Here is a 19069-nt window from a genome sequence, read left to right on the forward strand (position 1 = left end):
ATTCATTTGCCGTTCATTTTCACCTCCTATACTTGGTTTATCAAGAGGAGGTCAGAGATATGTACTTGGCTATTAGAGAGATGAGGTTTGCCAAAGGGCGGTATGCGTTAATTGCTACCATTATGGTACTGGTTTCATTTTTGGTACTGTTTGTTACAGGACTTGCGCAGGGGCTGGCGTATGACAACGCCGCGTCGATCAAAAATATGGCAGCAACCCATTTCGTTCTCGAACAGGATTCAAATCATCGTTTTACCCGGTCCCAGGTGAATCAGGATCAGCTTGAACAGTCGCGCTCAGTGGTAGGACAAGATAATGCAGAGGCGCTGGGTGTGAAAATGACAACCGTTAGCCCGGCTGACGACACCAAGAAAATAGATGTCACTCTGTTTATGGTGAACCCAGAAGGCTGGCTTGCGCCAACCGTCACTGAAGGAGTTTCGATTGCGGATCAGAAGGACGGACAAGTTGCAGTGGACCAAAAGCTGTCAGAGTCCGGCGTGACCATTGGGACCGTTCTGGTCGATCAAGCGTCGGGGATGGAGTGGACAGTCGGTGGATTTGTGCAAAATGAGTCCTTTAGCCACTCGCCGGTTGTGTTCCTGAATGAACAGGAATGGCTTGCATTGCAAGGAAGTTCGCGTACTAGTCCAGATACAGCGGGCAATAATGCTTCGTCATACAATGCCATTGCCATTAAGGATGCTGGTGAGAAGGTTGACAGCCTGAGTGCTGCATTGCCGAATTCGGAAGTGATTACGAAGTCCGATGCGGTATCGGCCATACCTGGCTATAAGGAAGAGCAGGGCTCGCTGCTCATGATGATCGCCTTTTTGTTTGTCATCTCGGCGTTTGTACTCGCGGTATTTTTCTACGTCATCACCATTCAGAAAACGAGTCAATTTGGCATTTTGAAAGCCATCGGGACGCGCAATACGTATCTGGCTGGCAGTGTTTCATTACAAGTTCTACTTCTATCCGTCGGCAGTTTGGTGATCAGTGTTCTGCTGGTCCGACTGTTTGAGTCCATCCTGCCAGCTTCGATGCCGTTTCAATTAGGCTTGTCCACCCTGGCACTGACCTGCACTTTATTTGTAATCATGTCTGTGGCAGGTTCGTTATTCTCGGTGTGGAAGGTTGCCAAAATTGATGCGCTTGATGCGATTGGGAGGACAGCAGCATGAGAAACCGATTGATATTGCATGAAATTACACAGACCTTTGAGGATGGCGGGGTCAAACGTACGATTTTGGATCAGCTGGATCTTGAAGTTGCCGAGGGGGAACTCGTCGCAGTCATGGGTCCTTCCGGGTCAGGCAAAAGTACATTTCTGTCCATTGCAGGTGCACTCCTTGAACCAACTGAGGGGCAGGTTCTGCTTGATGGTGTATCCATCATGGGCAAAAATAAGCAGGACATTTCCGATGTGCGGCTTCAGCAGCTCGGTTTTATTTTTCAAAGCGCCAACCTCATTCCTTATCTGAAAGTGGAAGAACAGCTGATGGTCGTTGCGAAGCTTGCCGGAACGGATAAGAACAAGGCTTCAAAGCGAGTGGATGAGTTGCTTCATACGGTAGGTTTATCTCACCGCCGTAAGGCATATGCTGAGAAACTATCTGGCGGGGAACGTCAGCGGGTTGCCATTGCGCGGGCGTTGATGAATGATCCGGCTGTGCTGCTGGCGGACGAACCGACAGCCAGCCTGGATGCAGCACGAGGGCTTGATATTGTTGGCATGATTGCGAAGCTGGTTGCAGAGCAGGGCAAGAGTGCGGTAATGGTTACGCATGATGAGCGGATTCTTCCGCTGTGTAATCGGGTACTCTTTTTGGAAAACGGGAAACTGGTGCACAAATAAGGCGCATGCCATGATACAGTATTGTTCTCTGAATCTATGATGAGAAGGTCACCTATTCCATGAGGGAAGGTGGCCTTCTTTCTTTCCTTTCATCTATAATTGAAGAAAGAATGAAGTGGAAGATTTTACTTTATCTAGAGAGGGGCTGATGCGGATGCCAAGCTTAAATATTGAACATTTTCCGGCACTGAGTGCCTCTATTCATTGGGGGACGGTGACAGCGGAGTTCAGGTTGAACGATATCGTGGATGAATCGCTGGTGAGCAACGTGAGCATTATCCCGTTCGTCGGGAAGAAGTGCGTTGTGTTTCAACTCGATAATGGCAAATGGGAGTTGCCAGGAGGAACCTTGGAACCTGGAGAGAGATATCCGGATGCATTGAAGCGCGAAGTGATGGAAGAGCTGGGTGCGGAGCTGCAGTTGTATCGGATATTCGGTCAGTTCTATTGCACATCTGGTGCCACTGAACCGTATCGACCACATATTCCGCATCCTCATTTTTTGAGAGTGATTGGATATGGAGATGTTGAACTTGTAGGTGATCCGCTGAATCCGGTGGATGGAGAGCAGGTTATTGCCGTAGAGCTTGTAGAGATTACTGAAGCTATTCGAAGATTCCAGGAGCAGAATAGACATGATATTGCGGAGATGTACCAATTGGCTTATGTATTGCGAGAAGAAGCTAGACGGTAAGAAACAGGGATGTGGCTCAGGTCGAAGACACACCTAATTTCATTTCAAACGGAGGTCAACGTGATTCGAGAACAAATTAACAAGATGTTAGACGTTTTGCCTGAAAGTGAACTGAATGTGGCGTACTCGCGGATCGAGCTTGTATATCATAGATATATGTTTGAACAAAATCTGGAGAATAAGGGCGTTCAGGTGACGGAACTGTGTGAGGAATCGGAGAGCATTACTCGGCAGTGGGATGAGGTATTTGCCGGCAATCTGGATGACGAGGCAAAAGAAGCGATCTACTACAGCGAATATAAATGGCATATGTTTAGTTATCAGAAACAAGCGTGTTTAACGGGCGATTCAGCACGAGATGCGTTTGATGCCGTGCTCAAAAATGATTTATATATCATGTATCAACATACGCCGTTGATCCAGGTCTATGAGAATGCGAAGGCAGTCGTTGCAGCGGACTTTGATTCTGAACAAGATATCTATATCTTTGACCAGGAGTTTACCTGGACCTACGTACATACGCACGAAGACATGTGTGGGCCTTATTTTTATAAAATTAGTCCATTAAAGTAACAGTACTCAGCAGAATTCCATTTCAACGAATCATTGTGCAAAAGGAGATATCCCCATGCGTAAGAAGCTCGTTAAAATATCCAAACGCTTTCTGATTCTCATTTTGCTTATGGTCTTACTCTCGCTTATATTTCCGACATGGACACCAGGAATCAGGGGAGAGAACAGCATTAGTACGATGGGGCAGGTTGTGATTAACGGCGCAGGCCACGAGGTTATGATTCGGGGAACGAATCGGGACAATCCTATCCTTATCTTTGTACACGGTGGTCCGGGATGCTCCGAAATTCCTTATGTCAGAAAATATCAAAAGGAGCTCGAACAGCATTTTACCATTGTGCATTATGATCAACGCGGGAGCGGAAAGTCTTATCACTTTCTGGAGGATTATTCGGAGTTGACAACGGATGTGCTTGTAGAGGATTTATTGGCATTAACCGATTATGTGACCGCTGAGCTTGGACAGGATAAGGTCAGTTTGGTCGGTCATTCATTTGGTACATACATAGGAACGAAAGCTGCAGCCAAGGCACCAGACAAATTCAATGCTTACATCGGTATCGGGCAAGTTGCTGATCACGTGCAGAGTGAGCTGGACAGAATTATACCCTTGCTCAGGCGAAGAAGGCTGGTCATGCAGAGGACGTGGCAAGTCTGGAACGTCTACGAGGTTCAATTGAGCGAGGGGAGATGTATACGCCAAGGAATATGGTGCGTAAATACGGCGGTGCAGCCAGACAGATCGATGAAAATAGGGATTATATACTCGGCTTCCTGTTTGGTCCTGAATACAATGCACTGGATGTCATTCGATACTTCATGGGCATTCAGGCTACCCAGGAACTGCTTTTGAAGGAGGAATCAGGCCAGCACTTACCCGACCTTGTAGAAGAGCTGGAGATTCCGACATACTTTGTCATGGGAAAATATGATTATATGACGTCCGTGAATGCGGCACAGAAATATTTCAATGAGCTGGAGGCTCCAGTCAAAGAGTTCAAGGTGTTTGAACATCCGGCACACTATCCTCAGTTTGAGGAAAAGGAACAGCTCGCTGCGTGGTTGATGGAGTTGTATAAGTCTTACTAATGATTAAGAAATTAGGGGGCTAGTTTGTGAAGACAATTGACGATAACATATGGAAACTCATTCTTAAATTGAATTCCAAAGATATGTTGCCCGTATATGGCCTTAGAAGAAATTCCTCACATTATAATTTAATAACCGCAATAAATCATTCAATAGCTCTGTTAGTCAGCGGTTCGTATGACGGTATAGTTGTTATGCTAAACAGAGCTAACAAGGAACTGGAAGCTAGAGACTTTGAAGAGACGGACTATATTAGGACGTGCAAAGAATACCTAAAGTTACTAAAGGATTATTTAGTTGAGAACCAATTGGTAGGCCACAATGCACAAGAACAATAGAGAGGACAAAAGGATCATGTCAATTCCAGAAAAATACCAGAAGCAGTGAAAATATTAAATGATAGTGTGGGAAAGTACTTCATAGCATATTTCCGATAAATCAACCTAATAATCAAGTATGGCGAGGGATTATGAGAATAATAAATGAATGTACCATTGTTGGAGTGCCTTGCTTACAGATAGATCCATACTTACCCCCTGTAGGCACAATCATCCTATATCATGGTTGGGGGTCCAATATACGAGACTATCTGTTTTTTAGATCAATGGTCTCGGACTGGGGATACAAAGTGGTCATCCCTGAGCTGCCTCACCACGGTGAACGTGGGAATCTAGCGTACTTCGATACCGTTATTTTACAACAATACTTTTGGTCAGTCGTGATACAAGCGGTTGAAGAGGCAAGCACTATCGTTACAGATATCCTGAATATGAACGACCACCCTGTGGGCATTATTGGGAATTCGGCTGGTGGATTTATTGCAGGTGGGGTTTGCGCGACCAATTCAAATGTAAACTCTGCAGTGGTCATGAATGCTTCTTGTGCCTGGTTAAGGTCTGAGGAGATTTTCCGTGTACATGATGGGAGGAGTCCGATGAGTGCAATCGAAGCCGAAAATATCAGGAAATATGATCCTTTGTTCAATATTGACGCTTCTAATGACCAAGCATTCCTCTTGCTGCATGGAAAAGAAGATACAACCATTTCTATCGAAAGCCAGCGATACTTTATGGAAGGCATGACTGTAAATGATAATCAAAAATCACTTAAATTCGTTGAGTATGCTGGCGTAAATCATCAAATAACGTTGGGGATGCTGCAAGAGGCAAAAGAGTGGATGGAGAGATATGTGCATGTAGAACAGTAAAGCTTTGTTAAAACGATATGATCGTATTATCCCGGAGGTTGAAAGTTGGATGAAAGTGTAACTCGGAAGGAGAGATCTCATATGACAAACGACAAAGGAACACGAAGAACATGTGAACATGGACATTCGTATTACAAAAAAAGTGACTGCCCAACTTGTCCGATCTGCGAATCTGAACGTAAACCGAAAGAAGGATTTCTGGCCTTATTGTCTGCACCTGCCAGACGTGCCTTAGAAAATGAAGGGATTACAACGTTGGCTGAACTTTCGAAGTATACCGAGAAAGAGATCCTGAAGCTTCATGGCATAGGGCCGTCTGCGATCCCGAAACTTAGACAAGCACTGGAGGAAGAGGGTTTGTCCTTTGCGAGATTACCCTCTCCGCTCCATGACCATTAATCCAGACTAGAAATCAGCTCTTCGATTGTCAGCTGGTACAGTAAATTCCCTTCGCTAAGGAGCAGTCGCTGCTCACGAAAATCCTGCCGTGCCTGTTTCAATGGTTTATTGGCTTCGTTAACCAATTCAATCTTTTGCCCCTTCGTCAGTCGTCCTGGCTTATCCATTTTTTTGAGAACAAACGTCCCGTGTTTACCGTATCCAGCATCGAACAAAAAGTGATAACCATCCGTACTGAATCCGGAAGAGCCGGATATGTTCGGTTTCACAAACGTGACCTTGGAATCCACGGTACTCCCTGAGACACAACCAAGTTCGAAATCAGTATAATAATAAAACCATACCTCATCCTCATTCACGACATTAAGTGCATAGCAATCGGCGATATCAGCTTCGCGGTTTTCATAGAGTTTGTTACCTTGCTCATCCCAGGCCAGCAGACCGCAGGAACCAATCGGATCGCTCCATCCGTAATTGCCGCATACACCTTCATCAAAGTAACTGGTCCAGATCGTTCCATTCCCTGTCACCTGGACACTCTGAATCCCGTCCCCTAACAGAAAATCCCGAATTGGCTTTCCATTCATATCACACACTCTGGCATTCAGGTCATACTGATCATTACCGTAGTAGGTACAGCGCGCACCGACAAGCAAAAGATGATCATGCAGCGGCTGGACATAATGATAATTGTAGGTTTGTCCCCAGATCACGACATCTTCTACATGTTTCTCAGATACTATTAGAACTTTGTAGGTGTAGGTTTGATTTAAATGGGTCTGAACGAACATGTTCCGTTCTCTCTCCGGCACTTGATTTATTAACAGAATGTACACCTTCCCATCTGCACCCCACTGCGTGGAAACGATCTTGAAACCACCAATATATGCTGAGAGGTCAGCAAAAGGCATTAGTTTTATGTTTTGTTTGGACATATCCTTGTCCTCCTTCATTCCGTTATGCAGAAGTCTCATCTGCACTTGATGAAGTAAATTATGACGTACAAATGAAGGGCTGAACATGGCATAAGTATAGCGAAGAGGTCTTCTTTTACCTCTACATTGTGGAATTAATGGATGGTTGATATGCTGTATTAGTTTATTTTAGCTTGTAGTATAATAAGGAAGCTGTGTAAATTTTTATAATCGAGGAAGGTGAGGAACGTATTTGTAATGAAGGAGTTAGTACATAGAACGTACGAGAAGTAAGGAAAGGTAGGGGCAATTGTAGGTTTGAAAATGATGAGAAATGATTCATCTCAGAATGACAAAACAGTATAAGGACGTGTTATCCGTGGAACCACCTATTGAAGAGCAGAAGAGAGACTATCGACCACTGGGCGTGTCGGGATTAGGAGGATGGCTGATCCTCATCCAAATTGGTCTCCTTCTTACGATTGTTCTGCTCGCAGTGCAATTGATTCAACAAATCGTGCCCATATTTACGACAGAAACATGGGAGCTGCTAACTTCCAAACAATCAGATTATTATCATCCGTTATGGGGACCTGTACTCATTTTTGAACTGGTATATAACGTGCTATTTCTATTGTTTAGTTTGTATACGGTCTATGCATTTTATAGTAAAAAGGCTATTTTGCCACGTCTTATGATTATCTTCTATAGTGTCAGTTTGGTCGTGGGCATCATGGATTATCTGTTGTTACTTCAGATTCCGATGGCGAGTGATCTTGAGGATGGAAGCTCGATGAGAGAAATTGCGAAGTCAGTTCTCACTTGCGCAATCTGGATTCCTTATTTTGTAAAATCAGTCCGAGTTCGTAATACTTTTGTAAATTAAATTGTAAGAACCAAAGGCCCCGATCTTGGATAAAAACCATCTGAGGTCGGGGTTTGTTTAGCAAATTTGATAGACATAAAGGAGAATTACCTTATGTATGAATTTCATGGGTGGGCTGTTCTGAGATATCATACACATGATACGAATGAACAACTGCAAGAAGAGGCTTTTTTACAATTCGAACAATACATCAAGGAAACTGACAAGATGAATCTATCCATAATTAAGAGATGTAACGGTCAGGATTCATTTTTAATAACAGGGCTGCACAATCATTATGCAGTGTATGTTCTTGAGATTTTTGAATGGATTGCAACTCATTTACCGGGGGCTTATGGACTCCTATATGTTCATGATGATGAGGCTGGAGATGATATCAATGAAAATCAATTTGTAGTATGGAAGTTGGCACGTGGGAAGCTGGAGAAAGTGAAAGATCCGTTCTTGTCACCTTACATACCAGCAGTAGAGGATTCATATGATCCGTCTAGAGATGATTAAAACTAGCTAAAACACAGGTTAAGGAGGAATAGCCTTGAAGATCTTTCTAGTAAGACATGGCGCGGATGATGAAGGGTATCGAGGTGGATGGAGTAAGCGGGGGCTTACGGAACAAGGGATCATTCAATCCGAAAAACTCGGCGATTATCTACAACATCATGCTGAGCAGTATGATATCCATACGATTAAAAGTAGTGATCTTCCTCGTGCAGTACAGACGGCAAGGGAGATTGAGCAGAAATTAAATATTTCGGGCAGCTTTGTGAAAGGTTGGCGAGAGATGAATAATGGATATTTGGCGGGAATGCTTCATGAGGAGGCTGAAAAGAATTACCCCGGAGTTTATTTCAATGCTCTTGAGATGGATTCTCCTTTTCCAGGAGGAGAAAGTCCACGGAATTTTTATAACAGAATCTGTGCATCTTTCGATACACTCTGCAGAGACATGGAGGAGCAAAAGATACAGTCTAATGTTCTGTTGATTACGCACGGCGGAGTGATTAATATCCTCTATTATCTGCTCGATAAGCGGGAATGGAGCAATAAATCCAGCTTTCATGCGATCGATCATACTAGTATGCACACGATTGAGAAGAGTGTGAACGGTTGGAGATTGAGCAGCATGAATATGGTGAGCCATTTGGGTTGAATTTGGTTCAGAGGAGGAGAACTCTTAGGTACAGACAAATGAAAGTTGAAATCATACAAGAAAGGGATCAATTTTGTTGAAAAAAAGAATTGCAAATGTAGTCTTGGTTATCTCTATAGTCGTGTATTTATATTATTTATGTAGCATGCTGTTTAATCCGCCAACAGATTTTTCGGATATTGCACAATTGAAAATCAGGTCATCTGTATCAGCTGGGATTATGGCGATTGCTGCATTTATTAGGGTGAATATTAAGAGTAAGAAATAGATATTATCTAGTTAACCGGAAGGTCAATTAAGCTAAAGTATTAACAGAACGTATTTATAAGTTGAGCACATCTGCCCTCTTAGTTATGACGATATTTTATTGTATTATTCTAAAACTCTCTATTTCCAGTACGTTACAATCGCGCTACAATGGAATGAATTGGAAGGCGGGAGTGATCGTATGAGCGGTGAATCGAGTGAGTTGTTGCGGAGCTTGCATGCATTGTCTGGGCCTTTCCTTCCTTGGGACATCCATCATTTGCCAGACCGTCCTGGGGAATTATTTTTGGACTGGTTGCAAGGGGCAATCAAGGCCAATGTGAAGGAACCTCATGCCATGACAATCTCAACGGTGGATCAAGATGGTTATCCGGATGCACGCGTATTGATTTTGAAAAATGTCATTGATGAGGCGTTTTACTTTGCATCCAGTTCCGAGAGTCGGAAAGGAAGGCAGTTGGAGGATAACCCGCACGTGGCACTGACATTTTATTGGCCTGCGCTCGGGAGACAGATTCGTATAAGGGGTACAGCCGCGGATATGGGAAATGAAGCAGGAGCAGATGACTTCCGGAAGCGCTCGGCTGGAGCCAGAGCGGTTGCCATGACAGGGTGCCAGAGTCAGGAATTGGAGAGCGAGGAAGTATTGGATAGCTCCATTGAAGCTCAGAAGGAACGGATTCAACGTGACCCGGATGTTGTTTCGCCCCATTGGCGGTTATATGCTGTGAATGCTCGAGAAGTAGAGTTTTGGCAGGGGGATTCGGGGCGGAAGCATACAAGAATTCGGTATGAGCTGCAAGACGGGCAGTGGAAGCAGCACCGATTGTGGCCATGACTTTACATTAAAAGAACGTACATTTTATAAACGAGTTTAGTATGTTTCTTTATTCTAATATTCTAGGGAGGGACATGTATGAATACGATTGAAAGTTATTTTGACCCATTTCCCGTATTGGAAACCGAACGCACCTTGCTTCGCCCTCTCACCTACGATGATCTGGACGATATGTACAGCTATTGCTCGGTTCCTGCCGTTGCCGAATTCACCACGTGGGAAGCTCATCAGAGTAAGGAGGATACCAAAGGTTTTATCGATTTTGTCATGAATCGTTATGAGGCGGACAAGCTCGGGCCCTGGGGGATTGAGGATAAACAGACCAAAAGGCTGATTGGCAGCTGCAATTATTTGGGCTGTGACAGCAATAGTATGAGAGTAGAATTGGGCTATGTGTTGTCCGACCAGTATTGGAATCAGGGCATTATGACAGAAGTCGTAAGCAAGATCATCCAATTTGGATTCGAGGAAGTAGGATTGGAGCGAATTCAAGCCAGGTGTATGGTGGATAATACAGGTTCGGCCAAGGTGATGGAGAAGGTAGGCATGCAGTTCGAGGGTGTTTTGCGAAATTATATGAAGGTGAAAAATGAGCTTCGGGACTTGAAGATGTACGCCATTCTAAAAGAAGATTTCCATTCGATATAGTACATGAGTGTGTTTGAGAGAGGCAGCTTCCCAAGGGCAAGGCATCAAATTTTAAATTATATAATCTAAATGCTAGAACAATCGTACCCATTCCCGCTGATCGGAGAGATGGGTTTTATTTTTTTCGGACTCAGCGTACAGAATGTCATATCCGAACCCTGTATGCTTCCGCTATAATCTCCAGGTTGTAATCACATGGGATGAGGGAACCAGGAGGTATTTGGAATTGACCGCAAAAAACAGATATAAATCACTCGAGCTGGAAACACCCGGTGTATACGAGCTGGAGGGACTGGAAGTCGGGGTGACTTCCAATTGCAATTTCAAGTGTGACTATTGCTGTGCCTATAACCGGGACGATGGACAATGTATTGATGCACAGGAAGTTATTCGGATCATCGGTGAGCTCCCAAGGTTGAAACGTGTGCGCTTGTCCGGGGGAGAAGTGACCCTCAAGTATCAGGATTGTCTGGATATTGTTACGTATTGTGCAGCTCATGGAATTGATACGCAATTGAATACAAATGCCAGTTTACTGACGGAAGAGCGAATTCATGCGTTGCGTGATGCAGGGTTGTCCAATATTCATATTTCGTTCAACTACACTGATGCAGATGCTTATTCCGCATACTATCGTGTTCACCCACGCATGTACGAGAGACTGGAACGCAATATCCGTTTGTGTACGGAAGCCGGACTGGAGACGGTACTGGAAACCCTGCTGTTTGAGGGAACACAATCGAATATGTTGGCTATTAGCCAAAAGGTCTATGATCTGGGTGTACGCATTCACGAGATTCAGAACAGTATTGTGATGCCGCATAGCGATTGGAGCAATATCGTTTCCAAGGAATCGCTTATTCGATCCGTAAATGAGCTGATTGAACACAAGAAGGAAGACACAACCCTCTATTTTACCTGCATGGATCGCTTTGCTGATTTGTTGGGGCTACACGAGCAGCCAGGGGTGTATTTTTCCAATTGTGTGGATGGGACGAAACAGCTGCATTTACATGGTAACGGAGACATTCTTATCTGTGAGCTGTGCCATCCGGTCGTCATCGGCAACATCTACCATGGAACACCATTGAACGAAATTTACGACAAGCAGCCGCGCGCATTAGCGGATTTTCTGGAGAAGCGGCCATGTCCTGCGTACGATGCACTATTTGCAGGAGAGTAGTGAACCATATCGAGTCTCCATGATTGAAATTAATTTTTAACACATTGTCCATTTATGCCATTACGAGTTCTTATCGTGTACAACCGATTTATCATGAAATGGTTAGAAGGTTACCTGATTCCCGAGAGGAACAGGTAACCTTTTTTTGCCTTCGACAGGTTTCAGATTCATTTAAGCTATCCCGCCTATCATGGCTTTAAGAACTTAGATGATGAAGAGGTGGCTTCAATGATGAGAATGTATGATAAACCCAATCCGAAAGATCCACATAGAAAAGCAATCCCGAATAAAAGGCGTAAATGGCTGATTGCCACGCTTGTCGTTATCTTTGGAATCGGCGGAATTGTCTACAGTCTGGCTGACCGTTACCTGATCCGGCATGTGGAAGTGGTCGTGGCGGATGATAACGCGTCGGCCACTAGCAGCAGTACAAATGATGCGTCAAACGCAGCAGCAGAGGCCAATGCAACCTCAGATGACTGGAACTATTCCAGTGACGATATGCAGGTGAGCATCGAGAAGGTGCAGACCGGCTCCGGTGCGGACCAGATTACATATTACGTCGCAGATGTTCAGATGACGGACGCAAGCAGTCTGCGCTCGGCTTTGGCGGATAACAGCTTCGGCACGAATATTACGGAAAACACCTCAGAGATTGCTGCAGCGAACAACGCGATATTTGCCATTAATGGTGATTACTACGGTTTTCGTAGTGATGGCGTAATTATTCGCAACAGTACGGTATATCGGGATGATCCGGTTCGTGATGCGATGGCACTGTTCGCTGACGGGACGTTGAAGACATATAACGAAACGGAAGTTTCCTCTTCGGAGCTGCTGGCCGAAGGTGCAACGAATACGCTGTCGTTTGGACCCATTCTGATTCAGGACGGGGAGATCGTAAGTGATTTTAGCAGTGTGAAAATCGATAACAACTTCGGTAATCGTTCCATTCAGGATGCGAATCCGAGAACGGCCATCGGCATGATTGCCCCGAATCATTATGTATTTGTTGTCGTGGACGGACGGCAGGATGACAGCCGGGGGATGACGCTGGCAGAGCTCGCGGATGTAATGAAGGGCCTAGGAGCAACCGAGGCCTATAACCTGGACGGCGGTGGTTCATCCACGATGTATTTCATGGGTAGAGTCGTGAATAATCCGCTGGGTAGAAATCAGGAACGCGGCGTAAGTGACATCCTTTACCTCAAGGAGGGACAATGATCATGACCATATTAATTCCATCCTACGAACCGGACGTACGTTTATTAAATCTAATTTTGCAATTACAGACGTTCCAACTGGGGCCTATTGTGATTGTGGATGATGGCAGCGGCCAGGAATTCCGAGGGATTTTCGAGACAGCCGAGGCGTATGGATGCACTCTGCTGACTCATCCAGAGAATCTCGGCAAGGGACGAGCACTGAAGACAGGCTTCCAGTACATCAAGGAATTCGGACCACAAGGTGGCGTCGTATGTGCCGACAGTGATGGTCAGCATCTGCCGCATGATATCCGGCGTATCTTCGATGTGCTGCTGGAGCAAACCACACAGGCATTGTACTCGGAAGCCGCCGCTTCAGCGGCACGATTCCTGCACGCAGTCGTTTTGGTAATACCGTCACACGAGCGGTCTTCTCTCTCACGACGGGGGCCAAAGTATATGATACACAGACTGGTCTGCGTGGTTTTCCCTATTCGATGCTGGACTGGTTATGCCAGATCCCGGGGGATCGTTTTGAGTATGAGATGAACATGTTGTTAACCGCACGCAAAGAGGGATACGAAATCACCGAGGAGTTTATTGATACCGTATATCTGGATCATAACAAATCTTCTCATTTTCGCCCGCTGGTAGACTCGTTCCGCATTTATATGCCGATTCTCATGTTCAGTACATCATCGGTACTGTCCGCGCTGATCGATTTTGGACTACTGTTTGTCATCCAGTATTTCACGCATAATCTATTTCTGTCAGTTGTCACGGCAAGGTTATGCAGTTCGATTTTTAACTACACGATCAACCGGAAGTATGTATTTTCAGCCGGGGGAAGAACATCGAAGGTACGTCAGTCTTTGCCCAAATACTTCTCTTTAGTCATCCTGGTACTGCTATTAAATTACGGACTGCTATACTTCTATAACGAAAAACTGATTATCCCGCTGATTGCGGCCAAGGTATTGACGGAAGTATCTGTTTTCCTGTTCAGTTATTGGGCACAGCGAAGATTTGTCTATTAACAAGGAGAGAGTGAGCGTATAGCTTGCGCTCTTTTTTCAATCGAAACCGATTTAATAGAATATCCTTCGCTTCTTGGTTAACAAAAAAAGGTCGAGAACAGGGGAACATACCCTTGTTCTCGACCTTTTAAACTCAAAGGAGGACGAGCGTTACATCAGCCTCTTAATCTCATCCTTCAGGATTTCGGACTGGGTGCCAAAGATGACCTGCACAGCTCCGCCACCGAGCCTCATGACGCCGGAAGCGCCAAGCTGTTTGAGCGCCTGGTCGTTGACGGCTTTGTCGTCCCTAACAACTAGCCGGAGGCGAGTGATGCAGGCGTCGATACTCTCGATATTGTCTGCGCCACCGATCTCCGCGAGCACTTTGCCAGCCTTGGTGTCGGCAGACGCAGCTGTCACGGCGGAAGCATTAGTGGGGGTATCGGCATCATTAGCGTCATCCTCGCGTCCCGGCGTTTTCAGGTTAAACTTGACAATCATGAACCGGAAAAGGAAATAATAGACGACCGCAAATGCGAGACCGACCGGGATCATGAGCAGCGGATTGGTCGACAGCTTCATGTTTACGAGGTAATCAATCAGACCTGCTGAGAAGGCGAAGCCAAGCTTAACATCCAGCAGGTACATGATCAGGGCTGCTGCACCGGTAAGAATAGCATGTACCACGTACAGCAGAGGCGCCGCAAACATGAAGGAGAACTCGAGCGGCTCGGTAATACCCGTTAAGAACGAAGCCACCGCTGCGCCGATAAAGATTGAAGCGACCATTTTGCGCTTTTCAGGCCGGGCTGTATGAATCAAGGCAAGCGCCGCCGCCGGAAGAGCGAACATCATAATCGGGAAGAAGCCAGACATGAACATGCCTGCCGTAGGGTCTCCGTTGAAGAAGCGGGTCAGGTCGCCGTGCACGACTTCCCCGGCTGCATTGGTATAATCTCCGATCTGGAACCAGGCAATGGAGTTGAGGACATGATGCAGACCAAGCGGGATAAGCAGGCGGTTGGCGATCATGAAAACCATGGAGCCAACGCCGCCAAAGTCTACAATCCAGGCGCCGAAAGCGCCGATGGCATTCTGAATCGGGCTCCAGATCATGCCGAACAGGATGGCCAACACCAGCATGGAGCCGGCGGTGACCATCGGCACAAAGCGTTTGCCGGAGAAGAAGCCGAGCCAGTCAGGAAGCTTGATATTATGGTATTTTTTATACATATAGGCTGCAAGCAGTCCGGCAAATATACCGCCCAATACGCCCATATCCAGCTTAACATCGTCAGGAATATAGCCGAATACACCTGGAACGGCTCCCAGAATCCGCGTCAGCACCATATAAGCGATCAGGGCGGAAAGCGCGGCGACCGCATCCCCCGCCAGTCCGATTGCCACCCCAATGGCGAAGATGAGCGCAAGGTTGCCGAAGATCGCCCCCGCTCCCTCATTCAGGAATGGAACTACATACTGATTAAGAAATCCCCCGATCACGGGACCGAGCGGAATGTCCTTTTCATAATCAAGAAGACCGAGGCCTTGAAGAATTCCTGCCGCAGGCAGGGTTGCTACAGGAAGCATCAAGGATCTTCCCAGCTTTTGCAGTGCTTTGAGCATATTGTTCTTCCTTTCTTTTTTTGATTTAGGCTATTTGGATAAGCTGACCTTCATGATAGTTCCCATGCCTGCTTCTACGCCGCCATACTCCGGGTGCGACTCCCACAGCTGTTCAGCCGCATTCGCAACGATGACAGGGGTGATGACCGGATAATCGGCCGAAGCGATCGCATTCAGGTCAAATTCAATCAGGGTCTGACCGACAGCGACCTGATCCCCGGTCTGCACTCGGGGAGTGAAGCCCTGTCCTTTCAGGCTGACAGTATTCATACCGATATGCAGCAGGAGCTGCAGCCCGGAAGCGTGCTCAATCATTACGGCATGGTGCGATTTGATCAGGTGCACCACAGTTCCGTCGATAGGGGCGACCAGCCTGCCCTCCTGGGGAATCACTGCAACTCCCGGTCCCATAAGTCCTTGCGCGAACGCTTCGTCAGGCACTTCTTCCAAACTGACACAGGTTCCGGTGAGCGGGGAGGCGACGGATATCGTTTCAGATATTTTGGCAGATTTGTTGTTTTTCCATTTCCAGATCATTGTGTGTTGTCCTTTCTGTTGTTGGTTTTGGCATGGCTTTGAAAAAGCCGATATAAATGCATGGCGAGAAAAGCCGTTTCTTCTTCAGGTACCTCTGTCCCCAAATCCTCGGCCATTACAGCGCTCAGTTTTCTGGCCAGCTGGTATTCGGACGGATATTCATTTTTCACATATTGTGCGAAGGTGGGGGCCGTCATCGGCTGCTGATACAGGCGTTCCATGGAGAAGCGCAGGTGTATCATGAGTCTTGCCTGGCTAAGGCTGCCCTGGTCAAATCGAACGCCACCTTCCTCTTCAATAATGGACTGAAGCTTGCTGATCACATTGGATACCTTAACCAGCTGTCCGACAGGGACGTGATTTACGGAGGAGTACACATGGTATGTCAGGAACCCGGCCTCATCCTCCGGTACCTCTACGCCAAAGGCCTCTCCGATCATGGCCGCTGCTTCTGAGGCGAGTTCGAATTCTTTCGGAAAACTGAGCTTTGTCTCCGTAAGGAAAGGATTCAGAATCTCCATCCCGTTGCGGATACGATATAAGGTGAACTGAATATGACTCGGAAGAGCAAGGTAGATCTTGTCATTCAACTTGCCGGGAAACTGATCAGCGATGAGACGGATAATCCGGTCAGAGATGTCGATGACATTGGGGTCCAAGTCCTTCATCAGCTCCTGCGCCTGCCCCCATTCCTCCCGGTCTTCCAGCCGGAACCTTTTCTCAATCCGCGGATCATCGGCCTGGACGGTGCTTTCCGCCTTGAATGCAAATCCCAACCCTTTACCGATCAGTACATACTCCTTGGTATTCTGGTGCGACCGGGCCAGAACAATATTGCTGCCGACGACCCGCTCTACCTGCAGCATCATTTCTTTACTCACGGTTCACCGCCTCCTCGTTTCTAAAGTTAACGCTTTCAGACCTCCGGAACGCAAAAAGAGCCAAGGAGCGAATATAGTCTCAGGTTCGCTTCTTGGCTCATGCCCTCTGGGGTGGTAACACGCCAATTCATTTTATATTTTATGCAGAACGTTCTTCGTACATAATATAGAACCTGATCTGCCACCGTCAACCATAATTTTTGTCATCCATCTGTTCGTCGTTTAATATAGGGAATGTGTAAACAAAAAGGACCCTGCCGTATTGGATAAAAAAGGAGCCATGATCACCTTTTAAGGTGCAATGAGCCTAATCCGTTATTGATCATGTCCAGGTAGATGGAGCCAAATCTTACAAGAATAGGAGGATGCATATGTATCTTAGAAGTGTGGAGCTCATGATGGATAAGGTCGAGAATCGCAAGAAGTATCCGTTTGATATACCAGCCATAGAATCCTTGAAACGGTTGGAATTCAGAAATAACATTACTTTTTTTGTCGGCGAAAATGGATCGGGCAAATCCACCCTGCTGGAGGGAATCGCTCATCAATGCGGATTCAATACAGCGGGGGGCGGCAGGAATAACGTCTTTGAGATGCATGCTTCGCAATCATCGTTAGGGGATTATCTGCGACTCGCCTGGCTGCCCAAAATTTCGAATGGTTTCTTTATGCGATCGGAATCCTTCTATCAATTTGCATCCCATGTTGATGAGGTAGGCTCTCTTGAATACTATGGCGGGCGTTCACTGCATGAGCAATCTCATGGAGAGTCCTTTCTTAATCTGTTTGTGAACCGCTTCAGCTCGAAAGGCATCTACCTGCTTGATGAGCCCGAAGCCGCGTTGTCTCCTGCCAGACAGCTATCCTTGCTGCGCATTCTTCATGACCTTTCCGGGACATCCCAATTCATTATTGCAACGCATTCCCCCATTTTGCTGGGCTATCCCGATGCTGACATATTGAATTTTGATGATAGCTGCATTCAGAAGATGGCTTATGAAGATACAGAGCACTATCAGATCACGCGAAGCTTTTTGGAGAATCGCCATCGCATGCTGGATGAGCTGTTCAAGGATTATTGAAGGAAGTGATTCAGATGTGTGCAATCAATCTGTCAGATCCATATATGACGGTAACCACTCAGCAACTCAAATCAAAAGAAGAGGCTAAGGAAATATTGCTGGCTTTGAAAAAGTTTGCAGAAGAAGGTTTGAATTTTGTGGTATACACCCACGATACTCGGAAGGAGATCATTATTGCTGGCAAGGGCGAGAAAGATCTCCATGAATTGATATCACGTTTTAGAGACGAATTCGATCTGGAAATAGATGCTTTAGAACCGCAAGTTCTCTACAAGACATCGATACAAGAAACAGTTCAATCGGAAGGAAGGTACATGAGACAGTCGGGAGGGATTCATCAATACGGTCATTGTTGGATTAAGCTTGAACCCAAATCCAGAGATGGCGGTTTCGAGTTCACAAATGATATTGTCCATGATCATGTTATTCCTCATGAGTATATTCCTTCTATCAGGAACGGAATCGAAGAAATGATGGTTAGAGGTATACTTGGCCATTTTCCGGTGGTAGATGTAAAAGTAACACTGTTGGATGGATCGTTTCATTCATTCGATTCTAAAGGAATGTCGTTTAAAATTGCTGCGGCTTTGGCATTCCGTGATGGCTTTGAACGAGCAAACCCTATACTTCTCGAGCCTATAATGAGAGTGTCCGTGACGACAATGAAATGTGAGATTTCGGATCACTTGTCGGTATTAACTTTACTTAGAGCACGTAATATTAACGTTAAATCTAAAAATGGAAAAAACTTAATTGAAGCAGAAATCCCTTTAAAATCTTGGATGAGTTTCCGCAAACAAAGTCACGAATCTAATGTAGTAATGGATATTAATGTGATTGAATTTGGATATTACGACGAAGTTCCTGAGTATCTTTACGAATCAATAATCCAGGAATCGAACTTGGAAGGGGCCAATTATACGGATTTATTTAGCTGGGAGAAGTGGGGCAAGGTTAATGAGAAAAGATATTTACACGATTTTGTAGAATCATTTTGGGAGGAGGAGAGTTAA

22 protein-coding genes and 1 pseudogene are annotated in these 19069 nt (G+C 45.8%); 19 read left to right on the forward strand and 4 right to left on the reverse strand.

Annotation, left to right across the window (positions count from 1 at the left end):
* Window positions 1-59: 59 nt before the first annotated feature.
* From MHB82_RS07970 to MHB82_RS08005, 8 genes and pseudogenes are all read left to right on the forward strand, one after another.
* Window positions 60-1184 carry an ABC transporter permease gene (locus tag MHB82_RS07970; protein ID WP_341174370.1) on the forward strand — a complete coding sequence of 375 codons (1125 nt, stop codon included), beginning with the start codon at window positions 60-62 and terminating at the stop codon, window positions 1182-1184.
* Window positions 1181-1858 carry an ABC transporter ATP-binding protein gene (locus MHB82_RS07975; protein WP_341174371.1) on the forward strand — a complete coding sequence of 226 codons (678 nt, stop codon included), beginning with the start codon at window positions 1181-1183 and terminating at the stop codon, window positions 1856-1858. Before MHB82_RS07970 ends, MHB82_RS07975 begins: the two co-directional genes overlap by 4 nt.
* Window positions 1859-2012: 154 nt before the next feature.
* Entirely contained in the window at window positions 2013-2552 is a 540-nt protein-coding gene (locus MHB82_RS07980; RefSeq protein WP_341174372.1) for an NUDIX hydrolase, read from the forward strand.
* 60 nt (window positions 2553-2612) lie between these two features.
* Window positions 2613-3125: a DUF4275 family protein gene (locus tag MHB82_RS07985; protein ID WP_341174373.1), complete on the forward strand. Its 513-nt coding sequence runs from the start codon at window positions 2613-2615 to the stop codon at window positions 3123-3125.
* 55 nt (window positions 3126-3180) lie between these two features.
* A pseudogene (locus MHB82_RS07990) lies at window positions 3181-4214 on the forward strand (alpha/beta fold hydrolase).
* A 26-nt stretch (window positions 4215-4240) separates the two neighbouring features.
* Window positions 4241-4552 (forward strand): hypothetical protein, encoded by a 312-nt coding sequence (locus tag MHB82_RS07995; protein WP_341174374.1) that lies wholly within the window; start codon window positions 4241-4243, stop codon window positions 4550-4552.
* A 131-nt stretch (window positions 4553-4683) separates the two neighbouring features.
* Window positions 4684-5421 (forward strand): alpha/beta hydrolase, encoded by a 738-nt coding sequence (locus tag MHB82_RS08000; RefSeq protein WP_341174375.1) that lies wholly within the window; start codon window positions 4684-4686, stop codon window positions 5419-5421.
* 81 nt (window positions 5422-5502) lie between these two features.
* The gene (locus MHB82_RS08005; RefSeq protein WP_341174376.1) at window positions 5503-5820 is read left to right on the forward strand and encodes an RNA polymerase alpha subunit C-terminal domain-containing protein; all 318 of its coding nucleotides are present in this window, start codon (window positions 5503-5505) and stop codon (window positions 5818-5820) included.
* Here the strand turns inward: MHB82_RS08005 and MHB82_RS08010 are convergent.
* Window positions 5817-6755 (reverse strand): hypothetical protein, encoded by a 939-nt coding sequence (locus MHB82_RS08010; RefSeq protein ID WP_341174377.1) that lies wholly within the window; start codon window positions 6753-6755, stop codon window positions 5817-5819. The two genes, MHB82_RS08005 and MHB82_RS08010, sit on opposite strands and share 4 nt — an antisense overlap.
* Before the next feature lie 358 nt (window positions 6756-7113).
* On the opposite strand from MHB82_RS08010, the gene MHB82_RS08015 reads away from it, so the two are divergent.
* From MHB82_RS08015 to MHB82_RS08055, 9 genes are all read left to right on the forward strand, one after another.
* Window positions 7114-7620, forward strand: a complete 507-nt coding sequence (locus MHB82_RS08015; protein ID WP_341174378.1) for a DUF2569 domain-containing protein — start codon at window positions 7114-7116, stop codon at window positions 7618-7620.
* 93 nt (window positions 7621-7713) lie between these two features.
* Entirely contained in the window at window positions 7714-8121 is a 408-nt protein-coding gene (locus MHB82_RS08020; RefSeq protein WP_341174379.1) for an Imm7 family immunity protein, read from the forward strand.
* A gap of 34 nt (window positions 8122-8155) precedes the next feature.
* Window positions 8156-8770: a histidine phosphatase family protein gene (locus tag MHB82_RS08025; RefSeq protein ID WP_341174380.1), complete on the forward strand. Its 615-nt coding sequence runs from the start codon at window positions 8156-8158 to the stop codon at window positions 8768-8770.
* Window positions 8771-9218: 448 nt separating this feature from the next.
* A complete protein-coding gene (locus MHB82_RS08030) occupies window positions 9219-9875 on the forward strand; it encodes a pyridoxine/pyridoxamine 5'-phosphate oxidase (protein WP_341174381.1) in 657 nt (218 codons plus the stop codon).
* A gap of 78 nt (window positions 9876-9953) precedes the next feature.
* Window positions 9954-10523: a GNAT family N-acetyltransferase gene (locus MHB82_RS08035; protein ID WP_341174382.1), complete on the forward strand. Its 570-nt coding sequence runs from the start codon at window positions 9954-9956 to the stop codon at window positions 10521-10523.
* 226 nt (window positions 10524-10749) lie between these two features.
* Window positions 10750-11706, forward strand: coding sequence for a radical SAM protein (locus tag MHB82_RS08040; RefSeq protein ID WP_341174383.1), 957 nt, complete (start codon window positions 10750-10752; stop codon window positions 11704-11706).
* A gap of 231 nt (window positions 11707-11937) precedes the next feature.
* Entirely contained in the window at window positions 11938-12930 is a 993-nt protein-coding gene (locus tag MHB82_RS08045) for a phosphodiester glycosidase family protein (protein WP_341174384.1), read from the forward strand.
* Between the two features lie 2 nt (window positions 12931-12932).
* Complete coding sequence (locus tag MHB82_RS08050) at window positions 12933-13460, forward strand: glycosyltransferase (protein ID WP_341174385.1); 528 nt, start codon at window positions 12933-12935, stop codon at window positions 13458-13460.
* The gene (locus MHB82_RS08055) at window positions 13457-13948 is read left to right on the forward strand and encodes a GtrA family protein (protein WP_341174386.1); all 492 of its coding nucleotides are present in this window, start codon (window positions 13457-13459) and stop codon (window positions 13946-13948) included. Before MHB82_RS08050 ends, MHB82_RS08055 begins: the two co-directional genes overlap by 4 nt.
* A 150-nt stretch (window positions 13949-14098) precedes the next feature.
* On the opposite strand, the gene MHB82_RS08060 is transcribed toward MHB82_RS08055, so the two are convergent.
* From MHB82_RS08060 to MHB82_RS08070, 3 genes are read right to left on the reverse strand one after another with little or no spacing between them, the layout of a single operon-like run.
* Window positions 14099-15556, reverse strand: coding sequence for a PTS transporter subunit EIIC (locus MHB82_RS08060; RefSeq protein ID WP_341174387.1), 1458 nt, complete (start codon window positions 15554-15556; stop codon window positions 14099-14101).
* A 30-nt stretch (window positions 15557-15586) separates the two neighbouring features.
* Complete coding sequence (locus tag MHB82_RS08065; RefSeq protein WP_341174388.1) at window positions 15587-16093, reverse strand: PTS sugar transporter subunit IIA; 507 nt, start codon at window positions 16091-16093, stop codon at window positions 15587-15589.
* The gene (locus MHB82_RS08070; RefSeq protein ID WP_341174389.1) at window positions 16090-16974 is read right to left on the reverse strand and encodes a PRD domain-containing protein; all 885 of its coding nucleotides are present in this window, start codon (window positions 16972-16974) and stop codon (window positions 16090-16092) included. The genes MHB82_RS08065 and MHB82_RS08070 overlap by 4 nt, the downstream gene beginning before the upstream one ends.
* A gap of 371 nt (window positions 16975-17345) precedes the next feature.
* Here MHB82_RS08070 and MHB82_RS08075 point away from each other — a divergent pair, with 371 nt between their 5' ends.
* Both MHB82_RS08075 and MHB82_RS08080 read left to right on the forward strand, forming a co-directional pair.
* Complete coding sequence (locus MHB82_RS08075) at window positions 17346-18056, forward strand: AAA family ATPase (RefSeq protein ID WP_341174390.1); 711 nt, start codon at window positions 17346-17348, stop codon at window positions 18054-18056.
* 14 nt (window positions 18057-18070) lie between these two features.
* Entirely contained in the window at window positions 18071-19069 is a 999-nt protein-coding gene (locus tag MHB82_RS08080) for a hypothetical protein (protein WP_341174391.1), read from the forward strand.

Source organism: Paenibacillus sp. FSL K6-2862 (assembly GCF_038005125.1).
Taxonomy (GTDB): domain Bacteria; phylum Bacillota; class Bacilli; order Paenibacillales; family Paenibacillaceae; genus Paenibacillus; species Paenibacillus illinoisensis_A.